Annotated in this window: 21 protein-coding genes and 1 other RNA gene; 14 read left to right on the top strand and 8 right to left on the bottom strand. The window is 63.2% G+C overall.

Annotated features, from left to right (window positions below):
* The first annotated feature begins 90 nt into the window (after positions 1–90).
* The 3 genes from NCR93_RS10290 to NCR93_RS10280 are packed head-to-tail and all read left to right on the top strand — an operon-like array spanning position 91 to position 3,265.
* On the top strand, positions 91–450 hold the full coding sequence (locus NCR93_RS10290) for an ArsR/SmtB family transcription factor (protein WP_085955275.1): 360 nt from the start codon (positions 91–93) through the stop codon (positions 448–450).
* Between the two features lie 25 nt (positions 451–475).
* Complete coding sequence (locus tag NCR93_RS10285) at positions 476–1,471, top strand: cation diffusion facilitator family transporter (protein ID WP_174447741.1); 996 nt, start codon at positions 476–478, stop codon at positions 1,469–1,471.
* Positions 1,472–1,528: 57 nt separating this feature from the next.
* Positions 1,529–3,265 (top strand): FAD-dependent monooxygenase, encoded by a 1,737-nt coding sequence (locus NCR93_RS10280; protein ID WP_051996560.1) that lies wholly within the window; start codon positions 1,529–1,531, stop codon positions 3,263–3,265.
* Between the two features lie 32 nt (positions 3,266–3,297).
* On the opposite strand, the gene NCR93_RS10275 is transcribed toward NCR93_RS10280, so the two are convergent.
* Genes NCR93_RS10275 through NCR93_RS10260 form a run of 4 tightly spaced genes read right to left on the bottom strand, consistent with a single transcriptional unit; the run spans position 3,298 to position 8,526 of the window.
* Positions 3,298–3,543: a formate dehydrogenase subunit delta gene (locus NCR93_RS10275; protein WP_008342440.1), complete on the bottom strand. Its 246-nt coding sequence runs from the start codon at positions 3,541–3,543 to the stop codon at positions 3,298–3,300.
* A gap of 3 nt (positions 3,544–3,546) precedes the next feature.
* Positions 3,547–6,468 carry a formate dehydrogenase subunit alpha gene (gene fdhF, locus NCR93_RS10270; protein ID WP_034472719.1) on the bottom strand — a complete coding sequence of 974 codons (2,922 nt, stop codon included), beginning with the start codon at positions 6,466–6,468 and terminating at the stop codon, positions 3,547–3,549.
* Positions 6,469–6,484: 16 nt separating this feature from the next.
* Complete coding sequence (locus NCR93_RS10265; RefSeq protein ID WP_034472717.1) at positions 6,485–8,041, bottom strand: formate dehydrogenase beta subunit; 1,557 nt, start codon at positions 8,039–8,041, stop codon at positions 6,485–6,487.
* Positions 8,038–8,526, bottom strand: coding sequence for an NAD(P)H-dependent oxidoreductase subunit E (locus NCR93_RS10260; RefSeq protein WP_008342437.1), 489 nt, complete (start codon positions 8,524–8,526; stop codon positions 8,038–8,040). Before NCR93_RS10260 ends, NCR93_RS10265 begins: the two co-directional genes overlap by 4 nt.
* A 128-nt stretch (positions 8,527–8,654) precedes the next feature.
* Here NCR93_RS10260 and NCR93_RS10255 point away from each other — a divergent pair, with 128 nt between their 5' ends.
* Positions 8,655–9,725 carry a substrate-binding domain-containing protein gene (locus tag NCR93_RS10255; RefSeq protein ID WP_008342436.1) on the top strand — a complete coding sequence of 357 codons (1,071 nt, stop codon included), beginning with the start codon at positions 8,655–8,657 and terminating at the stop codon, positions 9,723–9,725.
* A gap of 94 nt (positions 9,726–9,819) precedes the next feature.
* Entirely contained in the window at positions 9,820–10,089 is a 270-nt protein-coding gene (locus tag NCR93_RS10250; RefSeq protein ID WP_008342435.1) for a hypothetical protein, read from the top strand.
* A 382-nt stretch (positions 10,090–10,471) separates the two neighbouring features.
* On the opposite strand, the gene ssrA is transcribed toward NCR93_RS10250, so the two are convergent.
* The 4 genes from ssrA to ompA form a co-directional block, all read right to left on the bottom strand.
* Positions 10,472–10,830, bottom strand: a transfer-messenger RNA (tmRNA) gene (gene ssrA / locus NCR93_RS10245).
* Between the two features lie 59 nt (positions 10,831–10,889).
* Positions 10,890–11,654: a phosphoglycolate phosphatase gene (gene gph / locus NCR93_RS10240; protein WP_008342397.1), complete on the bottom strand. Its 765-nt coding sequence runs from the start codon at positions 11,652–11,654 to the stop codon at positions 10,890–10,892.
* Positions 11,655–11,658: 4 nt separating this feature from the next.
* Positions 11,659–12,357 (bottom strand): bifunctional 2-polyprenyl-6-hydroxyphenol methylase/3-demethylubiquinol 3-O-methyltransferase UbiG, encoded by a 699-nt coding sequence (gene ubiG, locus NCR93_RS10235; protein WP_008342396.1) that lies wholly within the window; start codon positions 12,355–12,357, stop codon positions 11,659–11,661.
* Positions 12,358–12,549: 192 nt separating this feature from the next.
* Complete coding sequence (gene ompA / locus NCR93_RS10230; RefSeq protein ID WP_033537188.1) at positions 12,550–13,212, bottom strand: outer membrane protein OmpA; 663 nt, start codon at positions 13,210–13,212, stop codon at positions 12,550–12,552.
* Positions 13,213–13,944: 732 nt separating this feature from the next.
* On the opposite strand from ompA, the gene gyrA reads away from it, so the two are divergent.
* From gyrA to NCR93_RS10185, 9 genes are all read left to right on the top strand, one after another.
* Positions 13,945–16,590, top strand: a complete 2,646-nt coding sequence (gene gyrA, locus NCR93_RS10225) for a DNA gyrase subunit A (protein WP_075583528.1) — start codon at positions 13,945–13,947, stop codon at positions 16,588–16,590.
* A gap of 150 nt (positions 16,591–16,740) precedes the next feature.
* Positions 16,741–17,355: a DUF2059 domain-containing protein gene (locus tag NCR93_RS10220; protein WP_008342389.1), complete on the top strand. Its 615-nt coding sequence runs from the start codon at positions 16,741–16,743 to the stop codon at positions 17,353–17,355.
* 207 nt (positions 17,356–17,562) lie between these two features.
* Positions 17,563–18,645, top strand: coding sequence for a 3-phosphoserine/phosphohydroxythreonine transaminase (serC, locus tag NCR93_RS10215; RefSeq protein ID WP_008342388.1), 1,083 nt, complete (start codon positions 17,563–17,565; stop codon positions 18,643–18,645).
* Between the two features lie 26 nt (positions 18,646–18,671).
* On the top strand, positions 18,672–19,754 hold the full coding sequence (gene pheA, locus NCR93_RS10210; protein WP_034472713.1) for a prephenate dehydratase: 1,083 nt from the start codon (positions 18,672–18,674) through the stop codon (positions 19,752–19,754).
* A gap of 34 nt (positions 19,755–19,788) precedes the next feature.
* Positions 19,789–20,709: a prephenate dehydrogenase gene (locus NCR93_RS10205; RefSeq protein WP_239295203.1), complete on the top strand. Its 921-nt coding sequence runs from the start codon at positions 19,789–19,791 to the stop codon at positions 20,707–20,709.
* Between the two features lie 21 nt (positions 20,710–20,730).
* Positions 20,731–22,035 carry a 3-phosphoshikimate 1-carboxyvinyltransferase gene (gene aroA / locus NCR93_RS10200; protein WP_008342383.1) on the top strand — a complete coding sequence of 435 codons (1,305 nt, stop codon included), beginning with the start codon at positions 20,731–20,733 and terminating at the stop codon, positions 22,033–22,035.
* A 75-nt stretch (positions 22,036–22,110) separates the two neighbouring features.
* Positions 22,111–22,797 (top strand): (d)CMP kinase, encoded by a 687-nt coding sequence (gene cmk / locus NCR93_RS10195; protein WP_008342380.1) that lies wholly within the window; start codon positions 22,111–22,113, stop codon positions 22,795–22,797.
* Between the two features lie 112 nt (positions 22,798–22,909).
* On the top strand, positions 22,910–24,640 hold the full coding sequence (rpsA, locus tag NCR93_RS10190; protein ID WP_174447740.1) for a 30S ribosomal protein S1: 1,731 nt from the start codon (positions 22,910–22,912) through the stop codon (positions 24,638–24,640).
* A gap of 23 nt (positions 24,641–24,663) precedes the next feature.
* On the top strand, positions 24,664–24,993 hold the full coding sequence (locus tag NCR93_RS10185) for an integration host factor subunit beta (RefSeq protein WP_008342376.1): 330 nt from the start codon (positions 24,664–24,666) through the stop codon (positions 24,991–24,993).
* The last annotated feature ends 174 nt before the right edge of the window (positions 24,994–25,167 follow it).

Raw genomic sequence — 25,167 nt, 5'->3', positions numbered from 1 at the left:
TCCCACACCGGGGACAGCGCCCCGCCAAAGCGACGTTGACTTGTTGCGGCGATGGCACTTAACATATGAACATCTATTCATATGTTGACGATGTCCGTGGCTTCCGATCCGGTTTCCGATTCTTCCGCCGCCGTCCCGATCACTTCGGATGACCGCGTCGTGCCGCTCGCCGATCTGTTCCGTCTGCTCGGCGACCCGACGCGCCTGCGCATCGTGCTCGCATGCGTCGAACGCAAGCGCGCGGTGGGGGCGATCGCGGAGTTGCTCGGGTTGTCCGCGTCGCTGGTGAGCCATCATCTGCGGCTCTTGCGCGCGGCGCGAATCGTGCGGGCCGAACGCCAGGGCAAGCAGGTTTTCTACGTGGCGGCGGATCGCCATATCAGCACGATGCTCGCCGAGTTGCGAGAGCACATCGCGGAGCCGCAGGCCGATGCCGCGGACATCGAATGACACTCACCGAACAACGAGCACGCCGATGAGCACGCATCAGCACGACAAACACGAGCATCACGACGGGCACGAGCACGCGCACGGGCACGCGCACGGGCACGCGCACGGCGGACATGGACATCACCATCATCACGCGCCGCAGGAAGGGCAGGGCCGCACGTTCGCGCTCGCGGTCGGCCTGAATCTGCTGATCGTGATCGTGCAGGCCATCTACGGCTTTCTCGCGCATTCGACCGCGCTGCTCGCCGACGCCGGCCACAATCTCTCCGATGTGCTCGGCCTGCTGCTCGCGTGGGGCGCCGTGTGGCTCGGCAAGCGCCGGCCGAACGCGCGCTATACGTTCGGTCTCGGCAGCTCGTCGATTCTGGCGTCGCTCGCCAACGCCGCGCTCCTGCTGTTCGCGTGCGGCGCGATCGTCCTCGAAGCGATCGAGCGTCTCTTCGACCCGGCGCCCGTCGCGGGCCTCGACGTGTTCATCGTCGCGACGCTCGGCATGGTCGTGAACGGCTTTTCCGCGTGGCTCTTCATGCACGGCAGCAAGGAAGACCTCAACGTGCGCGGTGCGTTCCTGCACATGGCCGCCGATGCCGCGATCTCCGCCGCCGTCGCGGTGAGCGGCCTCATCATCCTGTTCACGGGCGCGAGCTGGCTCGATCCGCTGATGAGCCTGATCGTCGTGTCGGTGATCGTCTACGGCACCTGGGGACTCGGGCGCGACGCGATGCGCCTCGCGATGGCCGCCGTTCCGCCTTCGGTCGACATGTCGCGCATCGAGCGATATCTGACCGGGCTTCCCGGCGTGCGCGACGTCCACGACCTGCACGTCTGGGCGCTCTCGACGACCGAAAACGCGCTCACCGTGCATCTCGTGATGCCGCAAGGCCATCCCGGCGATGCGTTCGTGCAGGACGTCGTCACGACCTTGCGCAGCGAATATTCGATGCATCACGCGACCGTGCAGGTCGAGTTCGGCGAGGCATGCCAGGCGTGCGTGCTCAGCGAGCGCGGCCACGCCCACTGAGCGAGCGGTTCGCGGGCGTACACTAGAGCGCGTGACGTTTCAGGGAGGACCGACTGCATGTTCGCGCCAAAGCTGAATCCGAACGACAAGCTGGACGTGGCGCCCGTTCTCATCGTCGGCGCCGGTCCGACGGGCCTCGCCGCCGCGATGAGTCTCGCGCGCGCACACATTCCGGTGAGGCTCGTCGACCGCGCGCGCGAGCCGTCGCCGCATTCACGCGCGATCGGCATTCAGGCGCGCACGCTCGAACTCTTCGAACAGCATCGCGTCGTCAAGCCGTTTCTCGAGCTCGGCCATCGCGCGCGCGTCGCGAATCTCTATTCCAACGGCCAGCGCCTCGCGCGCCTCGATTTCGATCCGCTGCAGACGCGTTATCCGTATCTGCTCTTTCTCGAACAGTCGCAGACCGAACGTCTGCTCGCCGAGCATCTGGCGGGCTGTCGCGTCGATATCGAGCGCGGTGTCGAAGTGGTCGATGTGTCGCAAGGCTCCGCCGGTCTGCACGCGACGCTGCGCCATCCGAACGGGCGCGACGAGCTGCTGCGGCCTTCGTATCTGATCGCCGCGGACGGCGCGCACAGTTTCGTGCGGCATCGGCTCGGCATCGGTTTCGACGGCAAGACGTTCGATCAAACGTACCTGCTCGCCGATCTCGATGCGGACTCCGACTGGCCCGACGACGAATTTCACATCTTCGCTTCGGGCGAAGGCTTGGCCGCGCTCTTTCCGATGGGCGGCGACCGCGCGCGCCTGATCGCCGATCTGCCCGCGCCTGCCGCAAGCGCGGTCAACGCGGCCGGCGCGAAAGCCGGCCCGACGCTCGACGAATGCCGCGCGCTCGTCGAGCGGCGCGTGCATCACAAGATCGCGCTGTCGAACATGACGTGGTCGTCGTACTTTCATCTGAATAGCCGCATGGTCGACAAGCTTCGCGTGGAGCGCGTGTTCCTGGCCGGCGATTCGGCGCACGTGCATAGTCCCGCCGGCGCGCAGGGCATGAACACCGGCATTCAGGAAGCATTCAATCTCGGCTGGAAGATCGCTCGCATGCTCGCGGGCAACGCGCCCGAGCGGCTGCTCGACACTTATCACATGGAGCGGCATCCGATCGAGCGCGACGTGCTGCGCCAATCGAGCATGCTCACGCAGATGGCCGGTGCCGAGCATGGCCCGATGAAGCTGATGCGCGATCACGTGATGCCCGCGCTCGCCGCGATCGGTCCGTTGCGCGACGCGATGCGGCGCACGGTCAGCGAGCTGTCGATCAACTATCGCAAGAGTCCGCTCACGCTGGAGCGTCTGCTCGACGGCGGTCCGCGCGCGGGCGAGCGCGCGCCCGATGCGCGTGTGCATGTCGTCGACGGGCCGCTCGGGCGTTTGCCGGGCGTGGGCTGTCTTTACGATCTGCACGATCCCGGCTGCTTCTCGCTGTTTCTGCTCGTGAATCCGTCGGGCGAGGACGATATCGCCCTCGCGCCCGCGACGATCACCGTCGCCCACGCGATGCGCGATCCCGATCTCGACGGCCTCGCGCAGTCCGTCGAAGCGATCCTGCCGAACGCGGTGCGCGTGTGGCGCATCACCGATACGCAAGGCGACGGCGCGAACTCGCTCACCGACAACTATGGCCGCACGCGCCCCGCGTTCTATCTCGTGCGTCCCGATGGCTATATCGCGGCGCGCGGGCGGGCGCCGTCGGATGTGCACGCGCTCTTGCGTCACTGCGAAACGTGGTTCGGCGCGCAGGAGACGAACATCGAGCGGCAGCCGCAACGCGAGTATCGGGAGGATTGAAAAAGCCCTGCGGTGCAGGGCTTCGAGGAGTTTCAGGCGGTCGCAGCTTTCGGCGTCAGATCTATTCGATGCAGACTGAGCGCCTCGCGCACGATCGGCTCCATCGTCGCGCTCGCTTCCGGATTGTCGAGCGCGGCGAGAATCGCGAGCCGCATGCGCGGCTCCCAGAACCGGCGGATGTGGTCCGCGACGCTATCGACGGCTTCGGGGCGGTCCGGCATCGAATCGAAGAATTCGCCGATGCGGTTCGCCATCTCGATCAGGTTATCGACATCCATTGCTTATTTTCCTGAAGAAGTCGTGGCGAGGTTGAGCAGTTCGAGCTGCTGCGTGTTGAAGCGCGAATACTCCTTCTGCCATTGCGACGGCTGCTCGACCGGCATCACCTGCACCGCCGTCACCTTGTACTCCGGACAGTTCGTCGCCCAGTCGGAAGAATCCGTCGTGATGACGTTCGCGCCCGACTCGGGGAAGTGGAACGTCGTATAGACGACGCCCGGCTGCATGCGCTCCGAGATCTTCGCGCGCAACACGGTCTGCCCCGCGCGCGACTCGATGCCGACCCAGTCGTCCATCTTGATGCCGCGATCTTCCGCGTCGACCGGATGGATCTCCAGGCGATCCTCGTCGTGCCATTGCGAGTTTTCGGTACGACGCGTCTGCGCGCCCACGTTGTATTGCGACAGGATGCGCCCCGTCGTGAGCAGCAGCGGATATTTGCGCGTGACCTTTTCCGGCGTCGCGACGAACTTCGTAATGACGAAGCGTCCCTTGCCGCGCACGAATTCGTCGATGTGCATGGTCGGCGTGCCGTCCGGCGCGCGCTCGTTGCACGGCCACTGGATGCTGCCGAGCTCGTCGAGACGTTCGTACGAGACACCGTGGAACGTCGGCGTGAGACGCGCGATCTCGTCCATGATCTCGGACGGGTTCGCGTAGTTCATCTCGTAGCCGAGCGCGCGCGAAAGCTTGATGGTCACTTCCCAGTCGGAGAAGCCCGCGAGCGGCGGCATCACCTTGCGCACGCGCGAGATGCGGCGCTCGGCGTTGGTGAAGGTGCCGTCCTTTTCGAGGAAGGTCGAACCGGGCAAGAGCACGTGCGCGTACTTCGCCGTCTCGTTCAGGAAGATGTCCTGCACGACGATGCATTCCATCGACGACAGCGCATCGGCGACGTGCTGCGTGTTCGGATCCGACTGAACGATGTCCTCGCCCTGGCAATAAAGGCCCATGAAGGTGCCGTGCATCGCGGCATCGAACATGTTCGGAATGCGCAGGCCGGGTTCCGGCTGCAGCTTCACATCCCACGCTTCTTCGAAGAGCGAGCGCGTCGCAGCATCGCCGATATGCCGATATCCCGGCAGCTCGTGCGGGAACGAGCCCATGTCGCACGAGCCCTGCACGTTGTTCTGGCCGCGCAGCGGATTCACGCCGACGCCTTCACGGCCGACATTGCCGGTCGCCATCGCGAGGTTCGCGATGCCCATGACCGTCGTCGAGCCTTGCGCGTGCTCCGTGACGCCGAGGCCGTAATAGATCGCGCCGTTGCCGCCCGTCGCGTACACGCGCGCGGCTTCGCGCACCAGTTTCGCGGGCACGCCGGTGACGCTTTCCATCGCTTCGGGCGAGTTCTCTTCCGTCGCGACGAAATCGCGCCATTGGCCGAACGCGCGCTCCTCGCAGCGCTCGGCGATGAAATCGTCCTTCAGCAAGCCTTCCGTGACGATCACGTGCGCGAGCGAATTGACCATCGCGACGTTCGTGCCGGGGCGCAATTGCAGGTGATACTGCGCCTTGACGTGCGGCGTATCGACGATATCGATGCGGCGCGGATCGATCACGATCAGCTTCGCGCCTTCACGCACGCGGCGCTTCAGCCGCGAGCCGAAGACGGGATGGCCGTCGGTTGGATTCGCGCCGATCACGATGATCACATCCGACTGTTCCACCGATGCGAACGTCTGCGTGCCCGCCGATTCGCCGAGCGTCGTCTTGAGGCCGTAACCGGTCGGCGAATGGCAGACGCGCGCGCAGGTATCGACGTTGTTGTTGCCGAACGCCGCCCGCACGAGCTTCTGCACGAGATACGTCTCTTCGTTCGTGCAGCGCGACGACGTGATGCCGCCGATCGAATCGCGTCCGTACTTGTCCTGAATGCGGCGGAACTCGCTCGCCGCATAGTTGAGCGCTTCGTCCCACGACACTTCGCGCCACGGATCGGTGATCTTCGCGCGGATCATCGGCTTCTTGATGCGGTCCTTGTGCGTCGCGTAACCCCATGCGAAGCGGCCTTTCACGCACGCGTGGCCTTCGTTCGCCTGGCCGTTCTTGTTCGGCGTCATGCGCACGACAGTGTTGCCCTTCATCTCCGCCTTGAGCGAGCAGCCGACGCCGCAATACGCGCACGTCGTGATGGCGGAATGCTCCGCCTGGCCGAGCATGATGACGCTCTTTTCCTGCAGCGTCGCGGTCGGGCACGCGGCGACGCACGCGCCGCACGACACGCATTCGCTTTCCATGAACGGCACGTTTTCGCTCGCGGCGACGCGCGATTCGAAGCCGCGTCCGGCGATGGTCAACGCGAACGTGCCTTGCGTTTCCTCGCACGCGCGCACGCATCGATTGCAGACGATGCACTTCGACGGATCGTAGGTGAAGTACGGGTTCGACTCGTCCTTCTTGTCCTTCAGATGGTTTGCGCCTTCGTAGCCATAGCGCACTTCGCGCAAGCCGACGACGCCCGCCATGTCCTGCAACTCGCAATCGCCGTTGGCGGGACAGGTGAGGCAGTCGAGCGGGTGATCGGAGATATAGAGCTCCATCACGTTCTTGCGCAGCGATTGCAGCTTGTCGCTTTGCGTGCGTACTTTCATGCCCGCTTCGACGGGCGTCGTGCACGATGCCGGATAGCCGCGCTTGCCTTCGATCTCGACGAGGCACAGGCGGCACGAACCCCACGGTTCGAGCGAATCGGTGGCGCAGAGCTTCGGCACGTTGACGCCGGCTTCGATCGCGGCGCGCATCACGGACGTGCCGGCCGGAACCGTGACGCTTTCGCCGTCGATTTCCAGCGTCACGTCGACATCCGCATGACGCAGCGGCGTGCCGTAGTCGGTTTCGTCGAACGGATCGCGGCGCTGCACCGATGCCGCGCTCTTGCACGCGCAGTTGCCGGAGCCGCAGCCGTTGATGGTGTTGGACATGTTTGTCTCCTTTTCTTTACGCCGCCTTCTGCGCGGGCGTGCGGGGCAAGCCGAAATCTTCGGGGAAGTGATCGAGCGCGGACATCACCGGAAACGGCGTCATGCCGCCCATCGCGCAGAGCGAGCCGGACACCATCGTGTCGCACAGTTCGCGCAAGAGCGTGATCTGCTTCACCGACGTATCGCCCTCGCGAATCTTCGCGATGACTTCCTCGCCGCGCGTCGAGCCGATGCGGCACGGCGTGCACTTGCCGCACGATTCGAGCGCGCAGAAGTGCATCGCGTATTGCGCGAGCTCGGCAAGGTTCGATGTGTCGTCGTGAACGACGAGCCCGCCGTGGCCGACCACCGCGCCGACCTTCGCGTACTCCTCGTAATCGAGCGGAATATCCCACTGGCTTTCCGGCAGATACGTGCCGAGCGGACCGCCGACTTGCACCGCGCGCGCGGGACGTCCGCTCGCGGTGCCGTCGCCGTAGGTATAGATCAGCTCGCGCAGCGTCACGCCGAACGCGAGTTCGACGAGTCCGCCTTGCTTCACGTTGCCGGCGATCTGGAAGGGCAGCGTGCCGCGCGAACGGCCCATGCCGAAGTCGCGATAGAAGGCCGCGCCCTTCGCGAAGATGATCGGCACCGTCGCGAGCGTGATGACGTTGTTGATGACCGTCGGCTTGCCGTACAGACCCGTGAGCGCGGGCACCGGCGGCTTCGCGCGCACGATGCCGCGCTTGCCTTCGAGCGATTCGAGCAGCGCCGTTTCCTCGCCGCACACGTACGCGCCCGCGCCCTTTGCGACATACAGCTCGAACTCGTGCGACGTGCCGAGCACGCTCGCGCCGAGCCAGCCCGCGTCGCGCGCCTTGTCGATCGCACGGTTCAGCGTCGCGATCGAATGCGGATACTCGCTGCGCACATAGATGTAGCCCTTGGTCGCGCCGACCGCCACGCCCGCGATGATCATGCCTTCGATCAGCATGTACGGATCGCTTTCCATGACGAGGCGGTCGGAGAACGTGCCGGAGTCGCCTTCGTCGGCATTGCAGACGATGTATTTCTGGTCCGCCAGCGCGCCGCGCACGGTCTTCCATTTGATGCCCGCCGGGAACGCCGCGCCGCCGCGTCCGCGCAGGCCGGAATCGAGCAGCGCTGCGCAGACGGCGTCGCCGTTCATGTCGAGCACGTTGCGCAGGCCATGGAGTCCGCCGAGCGCGACGTAATCGTCGATCGACAACGGATCGGTAATCCCGATGCGCGCGAACGTCAGACGCTGCTGGTTCTTCAGATACGGAATCTCATCGACGATGCCGACGTTCTTTTCATGCGCGCTGCCTTCGTGGAAGCCCGCATCGAAGAGCGAGACGACGTCTTCCACGTCGACGTTCGAATAGCCGATGCGCCCGTCCGGCGTCTCGACCTCGACGAGCGGTTCGAGATAGAAGAGGCCGCGCGAGCCGTTGCGCACGAGTTGGACGTCGAGGCCGCGCTTCAGCGCTTCGCTCGCGATGGCTTGCGCGACGGCGTCCGCGCCCAGCGCGAGCGCGGCGGAATCGATCGGTACATAGATGCGGGTCATGCCGTCACCTCCGCGACTTTCGTCTGCGCCGCTGCATACAGGCGGTCGAACTTCGCCGGCGTCACGCGCGCGTGCAGTTCGCCGTTGATCGTCATCGCCGGGGAGAGCGCGCATTGACCGAGGCAGAACACGGATTCGAGCTCGGTCTCTTCGGCATGGCCGCTGTCGAAGCGGCAACCCGTGTGTCCTTCGATGTGATCCTTCAGCGCTTCCGTGCCCATGCTGCGGCACGCTTCCGCGCGGCAAAGCTGCACGGTCACGCGCGCGGGCGGGGCGGACCGGAAGTGATGGTAATACGTGACGACGCCATGAACTTCTGCGCGCGACAGCGACAGCGTTTGTGCGAGCGGCGCGATCGCCGTCTCCGGCACATAGCCGACTTCGTCCTGGATGGCGTGAAGAATGGTCATCAACGTCGCGCCTTGTACTGCATGGCGACGCACGATTTCAGCGGATGCAGCGGCGGAAAGCTGCGGATGTGTCATGGGGCTCCTCCAACACTCGGCATATGTTTTGTTGGTACATATTTGGACGGATATAATTACGGGTGCCGAGCCTGTAAAAGAACAATAGGCGTCGTGATATATCTTGGCAATAGGAAGGGGGAGTGCATATGGTGGACGTCGAATGCCGCGCGGAGCTGATCCTGCGCGACGCGGATGGCCGGGAAACCAGTCTCAGCGCGGTTGTGCCGCTTTTGAAGCTCGTCGCGCAGACGGGCAGCATCGCGAACGCCGCGAGCGCTAAGGGTTTGTCCTATCGTCACGCGTGGGGTTTGTTGCGCGAAATCGAAGCGCGGCTGGGCGGTGCGCTCATCACCAAATCGCGCGGTCGCGGCTCGGTGCTGTCCGAACTGGGCGAATCGGTGTTGCGCGCGCAGCGCGTGTGCGGCGAGCGGCTCGAAACGCCGTTGCAGGCGGTGGCGAACGATGTGGCCATCGAGCTGAACCGGCGTCTCGCGGGCGGCGTCAGCCAGGTGCGGATTCACGCGTCGCACGGTTACGCGGTCGCGGCGCTCGTGCGCGCGCTGGGCGATCAACGCGTGCCGGTCGACATCAAATATCGCGAGAGCGCCGAAGCGGTGAGCGCCCTCGCGCGCGGCGAGTGCGAACTGGCGGGCTTTCACTTGCCGATCGGCGAATTCCGTTCCACTTGCGCGGACATTTATCGGCCGTTTCTGGACCGGAACAGGCATCAGCTCATCCGGCTCACACGCCGCACTCAAGGGCTGTTTCTGCCGAAGGGCAATCCGAAGCAGATTTCCGGCTTGCGCGATCTCGCGCGCGGCGACGTGCGCTTCGTCAATCGTCAGCCGGGTTCGGGCACGCGCATGCTGCTCGATCTGTCGTTGCGTAGCGTGGGCGTCGATCCCGATCAAATCAACGGCTACGCGACCACCGAGCTCACGCATTCGGCGATCGCCGCGTTCGTCGCGAGCGGCATGGCCGATTTGGGCTTCGGCGTGCAGCCCGCCGCTCATCATTTCGCGCTCGATTTCATCCCGATCATCGACGAGGATTACTTCTTCGCGTGCGAGCGCGCCCGGCTCGACGAGGCGCAGCTTGCGTCGGTGCTGCGTATTTTGCGCAGCGACGGCTTCACGGAGAGCGTCGCTCATCTGGAGGGCTACGATCCGGCGCACTGCGGCTTGCTCGTCGATGTCGACGAAGGCCTGCACGGCTGAAACGGAAACACGCTGTAAAAGAGCGGGGCGGACGCAAAACTGCCATCGACGGCGAATTGAGCTAACCTAACGCTTTGCTGTCGACTTCACTGCCATGAAACTCTCGTTGCTTGCTTGTTCTTCCGCCGCGCTCGTCGCTGGCGCGATCTATATGGTTCCCGTCGCCTTTGCCCAGAACTCGCCGGGCGTGCCGGGCGGCGTGCTGCAGGACCAATTCCGTTTGAACGAGCATCCGCAGATGCAGTTCGCGGCGTCGGCGCCGTCAGCGAAATATCAGCAGGGCAAATCGGCCATGCGCCGCCGTGGCGATAACGGCGATCCGAACGGCTGCAATCTGAAGTGTCCGCAGGACGGTTCGAACTAAGGCAAAAAAAGACCTCGCACGGAGCGAGGCCAAGGTACTTGGAATGACACCTGGCCCGCCGCAAACCTCCGACGTTCCGAAGTGCAGCTTCAGAATAGGCTGAGGCTCGGACGGCGAGAATCGGAGTTTTCTGAGTAAACCGGCTTCCGATCTGTTGGTCATTGACACAAAGCAACAGCATTCGGACCGCTCCGATACGAACGCAGCGCGTGGCCGCCTATTCTCTCGGACGTAGCGATGGTTGTCTCTGTCCTCGCTATGTCTCTCAAGGATGTTTGCCCCGCCCCCGTGCGGGGCTTTTTTTCGTCTGTCGTTGTGCCTGCCGTGCGGCCAAAGAAAAACCCGCGATGCTTGCGCGATCGCGGGTTTCACGGGGGTGTTTTGGTGGAGGCGGCGGGAATCGAACCCGCGTCCAGAAGCGCTCTACGACCAGTTCTACATACTTAGTTCTGTCATTTGATTTAACCGTAACGACGCGGACGAACACGCTGCGTTACGGCGATTCACTAGATTTTCGACTCGGGCGTCGTGACGCCACCAAAGCTTATCTGACGTATATGACCTCTCGTGGTATTGCTACCCTAACCCGTCAGCGAATTAGTGAGAGGACGGCTAGCCCTTAGGCTGCCAGTGCGAACGTATCGTCGTTTGCAGTTACGTTTTTCCCATTGATTAACGAGGTGACGGGTCCTCGGTATGCCCTGACCGCTTCACAACCCCTGTCGAAACCAGGTCGCCCCCAAGCGGAAGAGAAATTATCCCACGAAAAGCCATATGAGGCGAATCGCGGGACTTTCAAGTCAGGCGATGTCACGCAGCAGATGCTGCAACTCCTCAGGCGAATCGACGACGTGATTGGCGTGCCAGCGGCGCGGCGGAATATCGTCGCCGCAATAGCCGTAGGCTGCCGCAACGGTGATCATGCCAGCCGCGAAACCGGCCTGCACGTCGCGCAAATCGTCGCCGACATAGACGATGCGCTCCGGCGCCACATCCAGCAGCTCGGCCGCGTGCAGGAGCGGTGCCGGATGCGGCTTCGAATGCGGCGTCGTGTCGCCGCAGACGAGGCAGCCCGCGCGCGTGTCGAGTCCCAGCAAGGCCACGAGCGGCGCGGCGAACCGCGTCACCTTGTTCGTGACGATGCCCCAGCGCACGCCGCGCGCATCGAGTTGATCGAGTATCTCGGCGATGCCCGGAAAGAGCGTTGTCTCGATGCACAAATCGGCTTCGTAATTGGCGAGGAATTCCTCGCGCATCGACGCGAAGTCGTGATGCTCCGGCCCGATCTCGAACGCGCCGCCGAGCAGACCGCGCGCGCCCCCCGACGCGAATGGCCGCAACGTTTCGAGCGGGCGCATTTCGAGGCCGCGATCGTGCCGCATCTTGTTCACCGCGGCGACGAGGTCGGGCGCGGTGTCGGCGATCGTGCCGTCGAGGTCGAACAGCACGGCCTGGCACAGCCCGAGGCCATCGCCTTCTGCGAGGCGCTGGGGCAGGGGATTCGTGTCTTCCGGAAGGGGCGTGGTATCGATGGTGCCCGTAGACAAGGGATCGTCGTTGGTCATGGCGTCAGGCTTCGCGGCGGCAAGCCATCATGTAGTTGATGCTCGTGTCGTTCGACAGGCCGAAGTGCCTGGAGATCGGCCGATACGTGATGCCCTTGATATCGACGGGCAAGAGCGAGGCGGCGCGCGCGAACGTGGCGAGCTCCGACGGTTTGATAAAGCGCGCGTAATCGTGCGTGCCGCGCGGCAGCATGCGCGCGATGTATTCCGCGCCGATGACGGCGAACAAATACGCCTTCGCGTTCCGGTTCAACGTGGAGAAGAATACCCAGCCGCCCGGCTTCACGAGCGCGGCGCAAGCGGCAACGGTGCCCGCGGGATTCGGAACGTGCTCGAGCATCTCCATGCAGGTGACGACGTCGTATGAGCCCGGTTCGCGCGCGGCGAGCGCTTCCGCCGAGATTTCTTCGTACGCGACCTCGACGCCGCTTTCGAGACTGTGCAGATCCGCGACGCCGAGCGCGCTCGACGACAAGTCGATGCCTTTGACGTTCGCGCCGCGCGTGGCCATCGACTCGGACAAAATGCCGCCGCCGCAGCCGATGTCGAGAACGCGTTTGCTCATCAGATGCGCGTGCGCGTCGATCCAGTCGAGCCGAACCGGGTTCAGTTCATGCAGCGGCTTGAACTCGGCGTTCGGGTCCCACCAGCGATGCGCGAGCTCGCTGAATTTCTGCAGTTCGTGGGGATCGACGTTGGTCATGTTCGGGAGTGCCTTGTTTGAGTCGTGAATCGATTAGGACCGAGTATATAGGCGACGCAATGGGCGGGCAAAACGCGCCATAGCCGAAGCCTACCTGAATCGGCGGCCCATTAAACGAATGCGCGAAATGCTTCGGGCATAAAAAAACCCCCGCGGAGGCGGGGGTTTGATCTGCGGCAATCCTGCTCGCTATTACTGCTGCGGCTGACGCGTCGTGCCGACAACTTCGACTTCCACGCGACGATCCGGTGCGAGGCAAGCGATGAGTTGCTTGCGATTCTTCTGTTGGCAGCTACCCTTCGTGACCGGGTCGCGCTTGCCCTTGCCTTCCGTGTAGATACGGTTGGCTTCGATGCCCTTGCTGACCAGGTAAGCCTTCACAGCTTGCGCACGGCGCAGCGACAGACGATCGTTGTACTTGTCCGAACCGATGCGGTCGGTGTAACCCGTTGCAACCACGACTTCGAGGTTCAGCGCGCCGATCTTCGATGCCAGGTCGTCAAGCGCCGTCTTGCCAGCCGGCTTCAGAACAGCCTTGTCGAAGTCGAACAGGGCGTCAGCTTGATACGTGATCTTTTGCGTCGTGATAGCAGGCGGCGGCGGAGCGACCGGCGTCGGCGGCGGTGCAACTTGCGCGACCAGCGCGCCGTCGCACTTCGCGTTTGCCGTAGCCGGCGTCCAGAATGCGTCGCGCCAGCACAGTTCGTTCGTGCCGTTCATCCACACATACTCGCCCGTACCGTTCACCCAGTTGTCATTCACGGCTTGTCGCGAGGCCGGCACCGACTGTGCCGAGGCCGATGCAGCCATAACTGCGGTAGCTGCAATGAACGCGAGCTTTGAAAGTTTATTCATATTTCTCCTCTCGAAATTGAGATTACCGCAGGTTTACTGCGAGCCTGTAGACGAAGACAAGTCATACATTGCTCGAAGTATAACATTCCCTACGGAACAAAACGCGCTGTATAGACTTCGAGCAGTGTCTAAGTTTGTGCGTTGGCATTTTGCCATATCGTTCCCTTGCAACGATAAAAATATCCCCGCACGCTGCACGCCCGCAACCTTATGTGGTGCATGCGCAACAAGAAGGGGACAGGAGACGGTCAGGCCCGAAGAAGGCGCGAAATCCGCGCATATTGCGTGCCTGAATGCCATTTCCTGCGTGTTTTTATCGCGGGTACTTTATCGATCAGCAAAAAGACGAGGCGGCATGATAGCCCGCCGAAGTGACGAAAGGACGGAAATCGTTCCCCGGTTTTTGTAAGTAATTGGTACGACGTTGCGCAATGCGAACTCGGCGTGCACATCCTGGCTGGACGGGCGCAACACACTGTATGTATACAGCAGTCGTCAGGGCGCTAATGTCGCGCATGGTAGAATCTCCTGATGCGCTGCGTTCGCACGCATAAATATGACATGCGCAGCATATGCACCGTACGCAGCGCTCAGAGGCGTGCGCCGCATATGGGGCGCGCAGCGTACGCCGGCTACGCCCCGCGGCAGCCTCATGTCGTGCGGCTGACGGGCGAGTTGCGCGAAATCGTCGCGCGCTGCCGTGTCGCCGCTGCATAGTTCAAGACACGGATAATGGATCAATTCGCCAAAGAGACTCTGCCAATCTCCCTCGAGGAGGAAATGCGCCGCTCGTATCTCGATTACGCGATGAGCGTGATCGTCGGGCGGGCGCTTCCCGATGTACGCGATGGCTTGAAGCCGGTGCATCGTCGGGCGCTCTACTCGATGCACGAGCTGAACAACGACTGGAATCGCGCGTACAAGAAGTCGGCGCGTATCGTCGGTGACGTCATCGGTAAGTACCATCCTCACGGCGACGCGTCCGTCTACGAGACGATCGTTCGGATGGCGCAGCCGTTCTCGCTGCGCTACATGCTGGTCGATGGCCAGGGCAACTTCGGTTCGGTCGACGGCGACAACGCCGCGGCGATGCGTTACACCGAAATCCGCATGGCGAAGATCGGCCACGAGCTTCTGGCCGACATCGACAAGGAAACGGTCGACTTCGGGCCGAACTACGACGGCAGCGAAAACGAGCCGCTCGTTCTGCCGGCGCGCATTCCCAATCTGCTGATCAATGGCTCGGCCGGCATCGCGGTCGGCATGGCGACCAACATTCCGCCGCACAACCTGCGCGAAATCGTCGACGCCTGCCTGCATCTGCTGAATACGCCCGAGGCCACCGTCGACGAACTCATCGAGATCGTGCCGGCGCCGGACTTCCCGACCGCCGGCATCATCTACGGCGTGGCGGGCGTGCGCGACGGTTATCGCACGGGGCGCGGGCGCGTCGTGATGCGCGCGGCCACGCACTTCGAAGAGATCGACCGCGGCCAGCGCATGGCCATCATCGTCGACGAAATTCCGTATCAGGTGAACAAGCGCACGCTGCTCGAGCGCATCGCCGAACTCGTCAACGAGAAGAAGCTGGAAGGCATTTCCGATATTCGCGACGAATCCGACAAGTCGGGCATGCGCGTCGTGATCGAGCTGAAGCGCGGGGAAGTGCCGGAAGTCATTCTGAACAACCTGTACAAGCAGACTCAGCTGCAGGACACGTTCGGCATGAACCTGGTCGCGCTCGTCGACGGCCAGCCGAAGCTCCTGAACCTGAAGGAGATGCTCGAGTGCTTCCTGTCGCATCGACGGGAAGTGCTGACGCGGCGCACTGTATACGAACTGCGCAAGGCCCGCGATCGCGGGCACGTGCTCGAAGGTCTCGCTGTCGCGCTCGCTAACATCGACGAATTCATCGCGATCATCAAGGCCGCGCCGACGCCGCCTATCGCGAAGCAGGAACTGATGGCGCGTCCGTGGGATTCGTCGCTCGTGCGCGAAATGCTCACGCGTACCGAGACCGAGGCTTCGGGCGGCCGCGCGGCGTATCGTCCGGAAGGGCTGAATCCGGCATACGGCCTGCAGGAAGACGGTCTGTATAAATTGTCGGACGTTCAGGCGCAGGAAATTCTGCAGATGCGTCTGCAGCGCCTGACGGGTCTGGAGCAGGACAAGATCGTCGGCGAGTATCGCGAAGTGATGGCGCAGATCGCCGACCTGCTCGACATCCTCGCGCGGCCGGAGCGGATTCGCCAGATCATCGTCGAGGAGCTGGGCCAGATTCGCGCCGAGTTCGGCGACGACCGCCGTTCGCGTATCGAGATGAACGCGACCGAGCTCAACACCGAAGACCTCATCACGCCGACGGACATGGTCGTCACCATGTCGCATTCCGGTTATGTGAAGTCGCAGCCGCTTTCCGAATATCGCGCGCAGAAGCGCGGCGGTCGCGGCAAGCAGGCGACGCAGATGAAGGAAGACGACTGGATCGACACGCTCTTCATCGCGAACACGCACGATCACATGTTGTGCTTCTCGAATCGCGGCCGCGTGTACTGGATCAAGGTCTATGAAGTGCCGCAGGGCTCGCGCAACTCGCGCGGCCGTCCGATCGTCAACATGTTCCCGCTGCAGGATGGCGAGAAGATCAACGTCGTCCTGCCGGTCAAGGAATTCTCGGTCGACAAGTACGTGTTCATGACGACCGCGCTCGGCACGGTCAAGAAGACGCCGCTCGAAGCGTTCAGCCGTCCGATGAAGAAGGGCATCATCGCGGTGGGTCTCGACGAGGGCGATTACCTCATCGGCGCCGCCATCACCGACGGCCAGCACGACGTCATGCTGTTCTCCGACGCGGGCAAGGCCGTGCGCTTCGACGAGAACGACGTGCGCGCGATGGGCCGCGAGGCGCGCGGCGTGCGCGGCATGCAGCTCGAAGACGGGCAGCAGGTCATCGCGATGCTCGTTGCGGGCGGCGAGAATCAGTCGGTGCTGACGGCGACCGAGAACGGCTATGGCAAGCGCACCCCGATCAACGAGTACACGCGTCATGGCCGCGGCACGAAGGGTATGATCGCGATCCAGACGTCGGAGCGTAACGGCCGCGTCGTCGCGGCGACGCTCGTCGAGCCGGAGAGCGAGATCATGCTGATCACGACCGCGGGCGTGCTTATTCGCACGCGAGTTTCGGAAATCCGCGAAATGGGCCGTGCAACTCAAGGTGTTACACTCATCAGCCTTGACGAGGGAACGAAGTTGTCGGGACTGCAGCATATCGCCGAAGCGGAAGCCGAGGCCGAACTCGAGGCAGACGCCGGTTCGGAAGATTCTGCAGCGAAACCGGGTGACGCGGAAAATGGTGAAGGCGAAGAAAACGCCTGATATTTTTTGTGTCTCAACGCTCTCGTTATCGCTTTTGAAAGCTCGGATTGGTTAAGCTGCGCGACGTGACATGAGCGGGTTGCCGGCGTCGAAACGACAGGCAACGCTCGTCGCCAGTGCTGAACTGGATATTTTTTACAGGGAGTAATAATGCAAGGACGTTTCAAGCAGTGGATGTTGCTGGCCGCTTTCGTGCCGACCTTCGCGATGGCTCAGTCGCTTCAGAATCAGGCGCCCGCGCAAACGGCCGCACCGGCAGCCGCAGCAGCACCGGTTGATCCGGCCAAGCAAGCCGCGATCAAGGACCTGCTCGACGCGATCGACGCGCAGAAGCTGGTCGGTGCGATCGGTAACAGCGCGCAGATGCAATCGAAGCAACTCGTGCCGGCGATCCTCTCGGACGCGCTGTCCGAGAACAAGACGATGAACGACAAGCAGAAGCAAGCCGCCGTTCCGACGCTGCAGAAGAACGCAGTGCCGAAGCTGGTCGACTCCGCCGGCCAGGTTTTCGCCACCGACGCCTTCCGCAAGGACGCGATGCAAGCTCAGTACGACGCATACGCGAAGTACTACTCGACGGACGAGATCAAGGATCTGACCAACTTCTACAAGAGCACGACTGGCCGCAAGTTCATCCAGGTTCAGGACCAGGTTGGCCGCGACGTCGTGAATGGCCTGATGCAGAAGTACATGCCGCAAGCCATCAAGGCAACGCGCACGCAAGCCGATCAGGAAGTGGCGAGCGTCAAGCCGAGCGCCAAGTAAGCTCGATGACGTCGGCCTGACGGGAATCCGCCGGCGGGGCTCACCGCCCCGTGCATTGGCGGGTTTTCAGGACAGTGCGATAATGGCTGTTTGCGCGCGAGCGCAAGCAGCCATTTCTTTTTCGGGCGCGAAAACGGTGATTGCGCGGTCTTCGCTGCATTTGCCGCGCAATTCGCGCCTGCCGAATCGGATTTCCGGGACCTCCAGATGCGCGTGTTCAATTTCTCCGCCGGCCCAGCCGCCATGCCAGAAGAAGTCCTGAAGCAGGCAGCCGATGAAATGCTCGACTGGCAAGGCAGCGGCATGAGCGTGATGGAAATGAGTCACCGCGGCGCGGAGTTCATGTCGATCCACGAGGCCGCGCTCACCGATCTGCGTGAACTGTTGGACGTGCCGGCGTCGCATCGCATTCTGTTTCTGCAGGGCGGCGGCATCGGCGAAAACGCCATCGTGCCGATGAATCTGCTCGGCAAGCGGCAAACCGCCGACTTCGTCGTCACCGGTTCATGGTCGACGAAGTCGTTCAAGGAAGCGCAGAAGTACGGCACGCCGCATCTCGCGGCGAGCGGCAAGACCGAAGAAGGCTTCACGCGCGTGCCGGCTTTCAGCGAATGGAAGCTGTCGGACGATCCGGCCTACGTGCATCTGTGCAGCAACGAAACCATCGACGGCGTCGAAGCCTTCGAGATTCCCGATCTGGGCGACATCCCGCTCGTCGCCGACGCGTCCTCGCACATCCTCTCGCGCCCGATGGACATCGCGAAGTTCGGCGTGCTCTTCGGCGGCGCGCAGAAGAACATCGGCATGGCGGGCGTGACCGTCGTGATCGTGCGCGAAGACCTGCTCGACCGCGCGCTATCCATCTGTCCTTCGGCGTTCGAGTGGAAGACCGTCGCCGAGAACAACTCGATGTACAACACGCCGCCCACGTATGCGATCTACATCGCCGGTCTCGTGTTCAAGTGGCTGAAGAAGCAGGGCGGCCTCACGGCGATCGAAGCGCGCAACGTCGAAAAGGCGAAGCTGCTGTACGACACCATCGATTCGAGCGATTTCTACGTCAACAAGGTCGAGCGCCCGAACCGTTCGCGCATGAACGTGCCGTTCTTCCTCGCCGACGAATCGCGCAACACCGATTTCCTGGCCGGCGCGAAGGCGCGCGGGCTGTTGCAACTGAAGGGCCACAAGTCCGTCGGCGGCATGCGGGCATCGATCTACAACGCGGTGCCGATCGAGGGCGTGAAAGCGCTCGTCGATTACATGAAGGAATTCGAGCGCGAAAGCGCTTAAACCTGGCTTCAAACATCAAGCACCGCATGGACGACGATCTCAATACAAGACTCAAACCGCTGCGTGAGCGCATCGATGCGCTCGACGCGCAACTCATCGCGCTGCTGAATCAGCGCGCTTCCGTCGCGCTCGAAGTCGGCGAAGTGAAGAAGCATTTCAATGCGCCCGTGTTTCGTCCGGAGCGCGAGATGCAGGTCATCGCGCGCCTGCAGGAAATGAGCGACGGGCCGCTCGCCGACGAGCACATCGCGTCGATCTGGCGCGAGATCATGGCCGCGAGCCGCGCGCTCGAACAGACGATCAGCGCTGCGTTCCTCGGCCCGGTCGGCACCTATAGCGAACAGGCGATGTTCGAATACTTCGGGCATTCGATTCAGGGCGTGCCGTGCCCGTCGATCGACGAAGTGTTCCGCGCCGTCGAGGCGGGCGCGGCGCAGTACGGCGTCGTGCCGGTCGAGAATTCGGCGGAAGGCGCGGTGTCGCGCACGCTGGATCTGCTGCTGCAGACGTCGCTCTTGATCGGCGGCGAACTCGCGTTGCCGATCCATCACAATCTGCTGACCGCGTCCGGCACGCTCGACGGCGTGAAGCGCGTATGCGCGCATCCGCAGGCGCTCGCGCAGTGCCAGCGCTGGCTGTCCGCGAACGCGCCGCATTTGGAACGGCAAGCGGTGTCGAGCAACGCGGAAGCCGCGCGCATGGCGGTCGAAGATCCGACGGTCGCGGCCATCGCGGGCGATCGCGCCGCGACGCATTACGGCCTCGGCGTCGTGTTCTCGATGATTCAGGACGATCCGCACAATCGCACGCGATTCGTGATCGTCGGCAAGCAGCCGACGGATTCGAGCGGCCACGATCAGACGTCGCTCATCGTCACGGTGAAGAACGAATCCGGCGCGGTCTTCAAGCTGCTCGAGCCGCTCGCGAAACACGGCGTTTCGATGACGCGCTTCGAGTCGCGTCCCGCGCGTTCGGGCGCGTGGGAGTACTACTTTTATATCGACATCGAAGGCCATCGCGACGATGCCGCGGTTGCGGCCGCGCTCGACGAACTCGGGCGCAAGTCCGCGTTCCTGAAGATTCTCGGTTCGTATCCGCGGGCGCGTTGAGCGGCCGCTTCGTTTTCAGCTTCAGGCTGCATCGATGTTCTCTTTCAATAAACTGGTTATCTTCGGCGTCGGCCTGATCGGCGGATCGCTCGCGCGCGCGTTGCGTGAGCGCGCGGGGCTCGAAGGTCGCGTCGTCGGCGTGGGTCGGTCGCGTGCGTCGGTCGAGCGCGCCATCGAACTCGGCGTGATCGACGAAGCCGCCGCGCTCAACGACGACGCCGCGCTCGCCAAGGCGCTCGAAGGCGCCGACGTGGTATTGCTCGCCGCGCCCGTCGCGCAGACCGAGCCGCTGCTCGTGCGCATCGCGCCGTTTCTCGACGCGCGAACCATCGTCACCGACGCCGGCAGCACGAAAACCGATGTCGTCGCGGCGGCGAAGCGCGCGCTCGGTGCGCGCGTCGCGCAGTTCGTGCCGGGACATCCGATCGCCGGGCGCGAGTCGAGCGGCGTCGATGCGGCATTGCCCGATCTGTACGTCGATCGCAATGTCGTGCTGTGTCCGCTGCCGGAAAATGCGGCGGATGGCGTCGAACGCATCGCGTCGATGTGGCGCGCGAGCGGCGCGTGCGTGCGTCAGATGAGCGAGGCGCAGCACGATCGCGTGTTCGCGTCGGTGAGTCATTTGCCGCACGTGCTCTCGTTCGCGCTCGTCGATCAGATTCTCGACACGCCCGATGCCGATCTGAAATTCTCGTTCGCCGCAGGCGGCTTTCGCGATTTCACGCGCATCGCGGCGTCGAGTCCCGAAATGTGGCGCGATATCTGTCTCGCGAACCGCGCCGCGCTGCTCGCCGAGCTCGACGATTACACCGCGGTGCTCGCGCGTTTTCGCGCGGCGATCGACGCCTCGGACGGCGCGGCGCTCGAAGCGGCGTTCGCGCGTTCGCGCGTCGCCCGGAAAGAATGGCAGGAACGCGGCGGCATCAAGCCTTCGAACGACATCGCCGCCAAGTAAGCCGCGAAACAAGGAAACAACATGGAACATCTCGATCTCGGACCTTTCTCCCGCGCGTCCGGCACCGTGCGCCTGCCCGGCTCGAAGAGCATTTCGAACCGCGTGCTGCTGCTCGCGGCGCTTGCGCACGGCGAAACGTCGATCACGAATCTGCTCGATTCTGACGACACGCGCGTGATGCTCGCCGCGCTCCGGAACCTGGGCGTCGCCGTGCGCGAGGACGGCGAGCGCGTGATCGTCGGCGGGACGGGCGGCGCGTTTCCGTCGAAATCGGCGGAGCTGTTTCTCGGCAACGCGGGTACGGCGGTGCGTCCGCTGACCGCGGCGCTGGCCGTGAACGGCGGCGAATATCGCGTCCACGGCGTGCCGCGCATGCACGAGCGGCCGATCGGCGATCTCGTCGACGGGCTGCGCCAGATCGGCGCTGCGATCGATTACGAGCTCAACGACGGCTTCCCGCCGCTCAGGATCCACGCCGCGAAGATCGCCATCGACAAGCCGATCCGCGTGCGCGGCGACGTGTCGAGCCAGTTTCTCACCGCGCTCCTGATGAGCCTGCCGGTCGTGGAAGGCCGTAACGGTCCCGTTACGATCGAGATCGAAGGCGAACTCATTTCGAAGCCGTACATCGAAATCACGATTCGTTTGATGGAGCGCTTCGGCGTGACGGTCGAGCGCGACGGCTGGGCGCGCTTCACCGTTCCCGCCGGCGTGAGCTACAAGTCGCCGGGCGCGATCATGGTGGAAGGCGATGCGTCGTCGGCCTCGTATTTCCTGGCGGCGGGCGCGATCGGGCATGGACCGGTGCGCGTGGAGGGCGTCGGTCGTTCGAGCATTCAGGGCGATGTCGGCTTCGCGGACGCGCTGAACCGCATGGGCGCGAACGTGATGATGGGCGAGGACTGGATCGAAGTGCGCGGCGTCGAATCGGACGATGGCAGGCTCGCGCCCATCGACATGGATTTCAACCTGATTCCCGACGCCGCGATGACGATCGCCGTGGCCGCGCTCTTCGCCAGCGGCACGACGACGCTGCGCAATATCGCGAGCTGGCGCGTGAAGGAAACGGATCGCATCGCCGCGATGGCGAACGAGTTGCGCAAGGTCGGCGCGACCGTGGAAGAGGGTGCGGATTATCTCGTCGTCACGCCGCCGGCGAAACTGACGCCGAACGCCGCGATCGACACCTACGACGATCACCGCATGGCGATGTGCTTTTCGCTCGTGAGCCTCGGCGGCGTGCCGGTCCGCATCAACGATCCGAAATGTGTGGCTAAAACCTTTCCGGACTACTTCGACCGCTTCTCGACGCTCGTGAAAGCGTAACGGGAGCGCTGTACCGTGAAACGCGATGACTTCGACTTCCATGACCGTAATAACGGGCCAGAACGGCCAGACTCAATGAAACCGACCCGTCCTTTCGACCCAACACCAGTGATTACCATCGACGGGCCGACGGCGTCGGGCAAGGGCACGGTCGCGGCGATCGTCGCGGCGACGCTCGGCTTCCACCTGCTCGACAGCGGCGCGCTCTACCGGCTCGCGGCGCTCGCGAGCATTCGCTACGAAGTGGACAAGGACGACGCCCCCGGCCTTGCAAAACTGGTCGAGGCGCTCCATATCACGTTCCGCGAAGGTTGCGCGCAGCTCGATGGCGCCGATGTCTCGGGCGAAATCCGGCAGGAAGAAGTCGGCAACCGCGCCTCCGCGATCGCCGTGCATCCCGAAGTGCGCCAGGCGCTCGTCGCGCGCCAGCGGGCTTTTCGCAAGCGCCCCGGCCTCGTCGCCGACGGCCGCGACATGGGCACGGTCATCTTCCCCGACGCCACGCTGAAGGTGTTCCTGACTGCAAGCGTCGAGGCGCGCGCGGCGCGGCGGTATAAGCAATTGATGCAAAAAGGTTTTTCTGCTAATATGGATGACTTGCTGCGAGATTTGCGCGCACGCGATGCCCGGGACATGAACCGGAGCGCCGCGCCGCTCAAGCCCGCGGCGGATGCGAAGACGCTGGACACCTCCGGTTTGTCGATCGATCAAGCGGTCGAGCAGATCATCGGCTGGTTCAGCGAGATTCGTGTAGTGCAGTAGAAGTAAGGTGCTCTGCCGGGAGGCAGGGCGTGTGTTAAACCATTTAACCCCGTATGGCGTTGCGCATCTGGGTAAAACCCGCCGGTTCATTCCGAATCACCGCGCAAAGGCCGTGCAAATATCGATTTTTATGTCCGACCTGCAAACCTCCACCCCGAATACCGAATCCTTTGCGGCTCTGTTCGAAGAGTCGCTGACCAAGCAGGACATGCGCGCCGGCGAAGTGATCTCCGCCGAAGTCGTGCGTGTCGACCACAACTTCGTGGTCGTCAACGCTGGTCTCAAGTCCGAAGCCTATATTCCGCTCGAAGAATTCCTGAACGACGCGGGTGAAGTGGAAGTGCAGGCGGGCGACTTCGTTTCCGTCGCGATCGACGCGCTGGAAAACGGCTATGGCGACACCATCCTGTCGCGCGACAAGGCGAAGCGCCTCGCTTCGTGGCTGTCGCTGGAAAAGGCGCTGGACAACAACGAACTCGTGACCGGCACGATCACCGGCAAGGTCAAGGGCGGCATGACCGTGATGGTCAACGGCATCCGCGCGTTCCTGCCGGGTTCGCTCGTCGACACGCGTCCGGTCAAGGACACGACGCCGTACGAAGGCAAGACGCTCGAATTCCGCGTCATCAAGCTCGATCGCAAGCGTAACAACGTGGTGCTGTCGCGCCGCGCGGTCATCGAAGCGACGCAGGGCGAAGAGCGCGCGAAGCTGCTCGAGACGCTGAAGGAAGGCGCGATCGTCGAAGGCGTGGTCAAGAACATCACCGACTACGGCGCGTTCGTGGACCTCGGCGGCATCGACGGCCTGCTGCACATCACCGACATCGCATGGCGCCGCGTGCGTCACCCGTCGGAAGTCCTGTCGGTTGGCCAGGAAGTCACCGCCAAGATCCTCAAGTTCGACCAAGAGAAGAACCGCGTTTCGCTCGGCATCAAGCAACTTGGCGACGATCCGTGGGAAGGCATCTCGCGCCGTTACCCGTCGGGCACGCGCCTGTTCGGCAAGGTCACGAACATCACCGACTACGGCGCATTCGTCGAAGTGGAATCGGGCATCGAAGGCCTCGTCCACGTGTCGGAAATGGACTGGACCAACAAGAACGTTGCGCCGTCGAAGGTTGTTCAACTGGGCGACGAAGTCGAAGTCATGGTTCTCGAAATCGACGAAGACCGCCGCCGTATCTCCCTCGGCATGAAGCAGTGCAAGCCGAATCCGTGGGATGACTTCAGCCGCAACTTCAAGAAGGGCGACAAGATCAGCGGCGCCATCAAGTCGATCACCGACTTCGGCGTGTTCATCGGTCTGCCTGGCGGCATCGACGGCCTGGTTCACCTGTCGGATCTGTCGTGGTCGGAAACCGGCGAAGAAGCCGTTCGCAAGTACAAGAAGGGCGACGAAGTCGAAGCCGTGGTTCTGGGCATCGACGTCGACAAGGAACGCATCTCGCTCGGCATCAAGCAGCTCGAAGGCGATCCGTTCAGCAACTTCGTGGCGATCAACGACAAGGGCGCTATCGTCGACGGCGTTGTGAAGTCGGTCGATCCGAAGGGTGCGGTCATCACGCTGTCCGGCGAAGTCGAAGGCTACCTGCGTGCTTCGGAAATCGCGCAAGACCGCGTGGAAGATGCGCGCAACGTGCTGAAGGAAGGCGAGAAGGTCAACGCGATGATCATCAACATCGATCGCAAGTCGCGTGGCATCAACCTGTCGATCAAGGCGAAGGATTCGGCCGAACAGCAGGAAGCCATGCGCAGCCTGCAGGGCGACTCGAACGCCGCCGCGACCGGCACGACCAACCTCGGCGCGCTGCTCAAGGCCAAGCTCGACGGCCAGAACAGCTAAGCCCTTAACGGCACAGCTGCAGAATGACCAAATCGGAATTGGTCGCCCAGTTGGCGTCGCGATTTCCGCAACTTGTCCTCAAGGATGCGGATTTCGCGGTGAAGACGATGCTGGATGCGATGTCGGAGGCTCTGGCCAACGGTCATCGCATCGAGATTCGCGGCTTCGGCAGCTTCGGGCTCAATCGTCGTCCGTCGCGCGTCGGGCGCAATCCCAAGTCGGGTGAAAAGGTGCTGGTGCCGGAGAAATTCGTGCCGCACTTCAAGCCGGGCAAGGAGTTGCGCGAACGCGTCGACGGCCGCGCGGGCGAGCCGCTGAAAGCTTCGAATGACGACGATGCCGACGATCTCTGATCGGCACGCATCCTGACTGATGATCCTTCAGGATTTTCGGTTCGCGGCGTCGGCCTGCGAGGCAATCGACCAGAAAAGCACCCTTCGGGGTGCTTTTTTTATGCGCGGCGTTTCGATAGCAGCGATCCAGCGCGACGGGTGCGTTGTTTGCTAAAAATTCATGCGTCGAGCGGG

This window comes from Caballeronia sp. ATUFL_F1_KS39 (assembly GCF_023630985.1).
In the GTDB taxonomy this organism is placed as follows: domain Bacteria; phylum Pseudomonadota; class Gammaproteobacteria; order Burkholderiales; family Burkholderiaceae; genus Caballeronia; species Caballeronia zhejiangensis.
This window is presented reverse-complemented; position numbering and strand designations above follow the sequence as displayed.

Excerpts from the sequence above, each read along its gene's own strand:
- NCR93_RS10290 (WP_085955275.1), top strand. The coding sequence starts at position 91 with ATGTCCGTGGCTTCCGATCCGGTTTCCGATTCTTCCGCCGCCGTCCCG.
- NCR93_RS10285 (WP_174447741.1), top strand. The coding sequence starts at position 476 with ATGAGCACGCATCAGCACGACAAACACGAGCATCACGACGGGCACGAG.
- NCR93_RS10280 (WP_051996560.1), top strand. The coding sequence starts at position 1,529 with ATGTTCGCGCCAAAGCTGAATCCGAACGACAAGCTGGACGTGGCGCCC.
- NCR93_RS10275 (WP_008342440.1), bottom strand. The coding sequence starts at position 3,543 with ATGGATGTCGATAACCTGATCGAGATGGCGAACCGCATCGGCGAATTC.
- fdhF (WP_034472719.1), bottom strand. The coding sequence starts at position 6,468 with ATGTCCAACACCATCAACGGCTGCGGCTCCGGCAACTGCGCGTGCAAG.
- NCR93_RS10265 (WP_034472717.1), bottom strand. The coding sequence starts at position 8,041 with ATGACCCGCATCTATGTACCGATCGATTCCGCCGCGCTCGCGCTGGGC.
- NCR93_RS10260 (WP_008342437.1), bottom strand. The coding sequence starts at position 8,526 with ATGACACATCCGCAGCTTTCCGCCGCTGCATCCGCTGAAATCGTGCGT.
- NCR93_RS10255 (WP_008342436.1), top strand. The coding sequence starts at position 8,655 with ATGGTGGACGTCGAATGCCGCGCGGAGCTGATCCTGCGCGACGCGGAT.
- NCR93_RS10250 (WP_008342435.1), top strand. The coding sequence starts at position 9,820 with ATGAAACTCTCGTTGCTTGCTTGTTCTTCCGCCGCGCTCGTCGCTGGC.
- gph (WP_008342397.1), bottom strand. The coding sequence starts at position 11,654 with ATGACCAACGACGATCCCTTGTCTACGGGCACCATCGATACCACGCCC.
- ubiG (WP_008342396.1), bottom strand. The coding sequence starts at position 12,357 with ATGACCAACGTCGATCCCCACGAACTGCAGAAATTCAGCGAGCTCGCG.
- ompA (WP_033537188.1), bottom strand. The coding sequence starts at position 13,212 with ATGAATAAACTTTCAAAGCTCGCGTTCATTGCAGCTACCGCAGTTATG.
- gyrA (WP_075583528.1), top strand. The coding sequence starts at position 13,945 with ATGGATCAATTCGCCAAAGAGACTCTGCCAATCTCCCTCGAGGAGGAA.
- NCR93_RS10220 (WP_008342389.1), top strand. The coding sequence starts at position 16,741 with ATGCAAGGACGTTTCAAGCAGTGGATGTTGCTGGCCGCTTTCGTGCCG.
- serC (WP_008342388.1), top strand. The coding sequence starts at position 17,563 with ATGCGCGTGTTCAATTTCTCCGCCGGCCCAGCCGCCATGCCAGAAGAA.
- pheA (WP_034472713.1), top strand. The coding sequence starts at position 18,672 with ATGGACGACGATCTCAATACAAGACTCAAACCGCTGCGTGAGCGCATC.
- NCR93_RS10205 (WP_239295203.1), top strand. The coding sequence starts at position 19,789 with ATGTTCTCTTTCAATAAACTGGTTATCTTCGGCGTCGGCCTGATCGGC.
- aroA (WP_008342383.1), top strand. The coding sequence starts at position 20,731 with ATGGAACATCTCGATCTCGGACCTTTCTCCCGCGCGTCCGGCACCGTG.
- cmk (WP_008342380.1), top strand. The coding sequence starts at position 22,111 with ATGAAACCGACCCGTCCTTTCGACCCAACACCAGTGATTACCATCGAC.
- NCR93_RS10185 (WP_008342376.1), top strand. The coding sequence starts at position 24,664 with ATGACCAAATCGGAATTGGTCGCCCAGTTGGCGTCGCGATTTCCGCAA.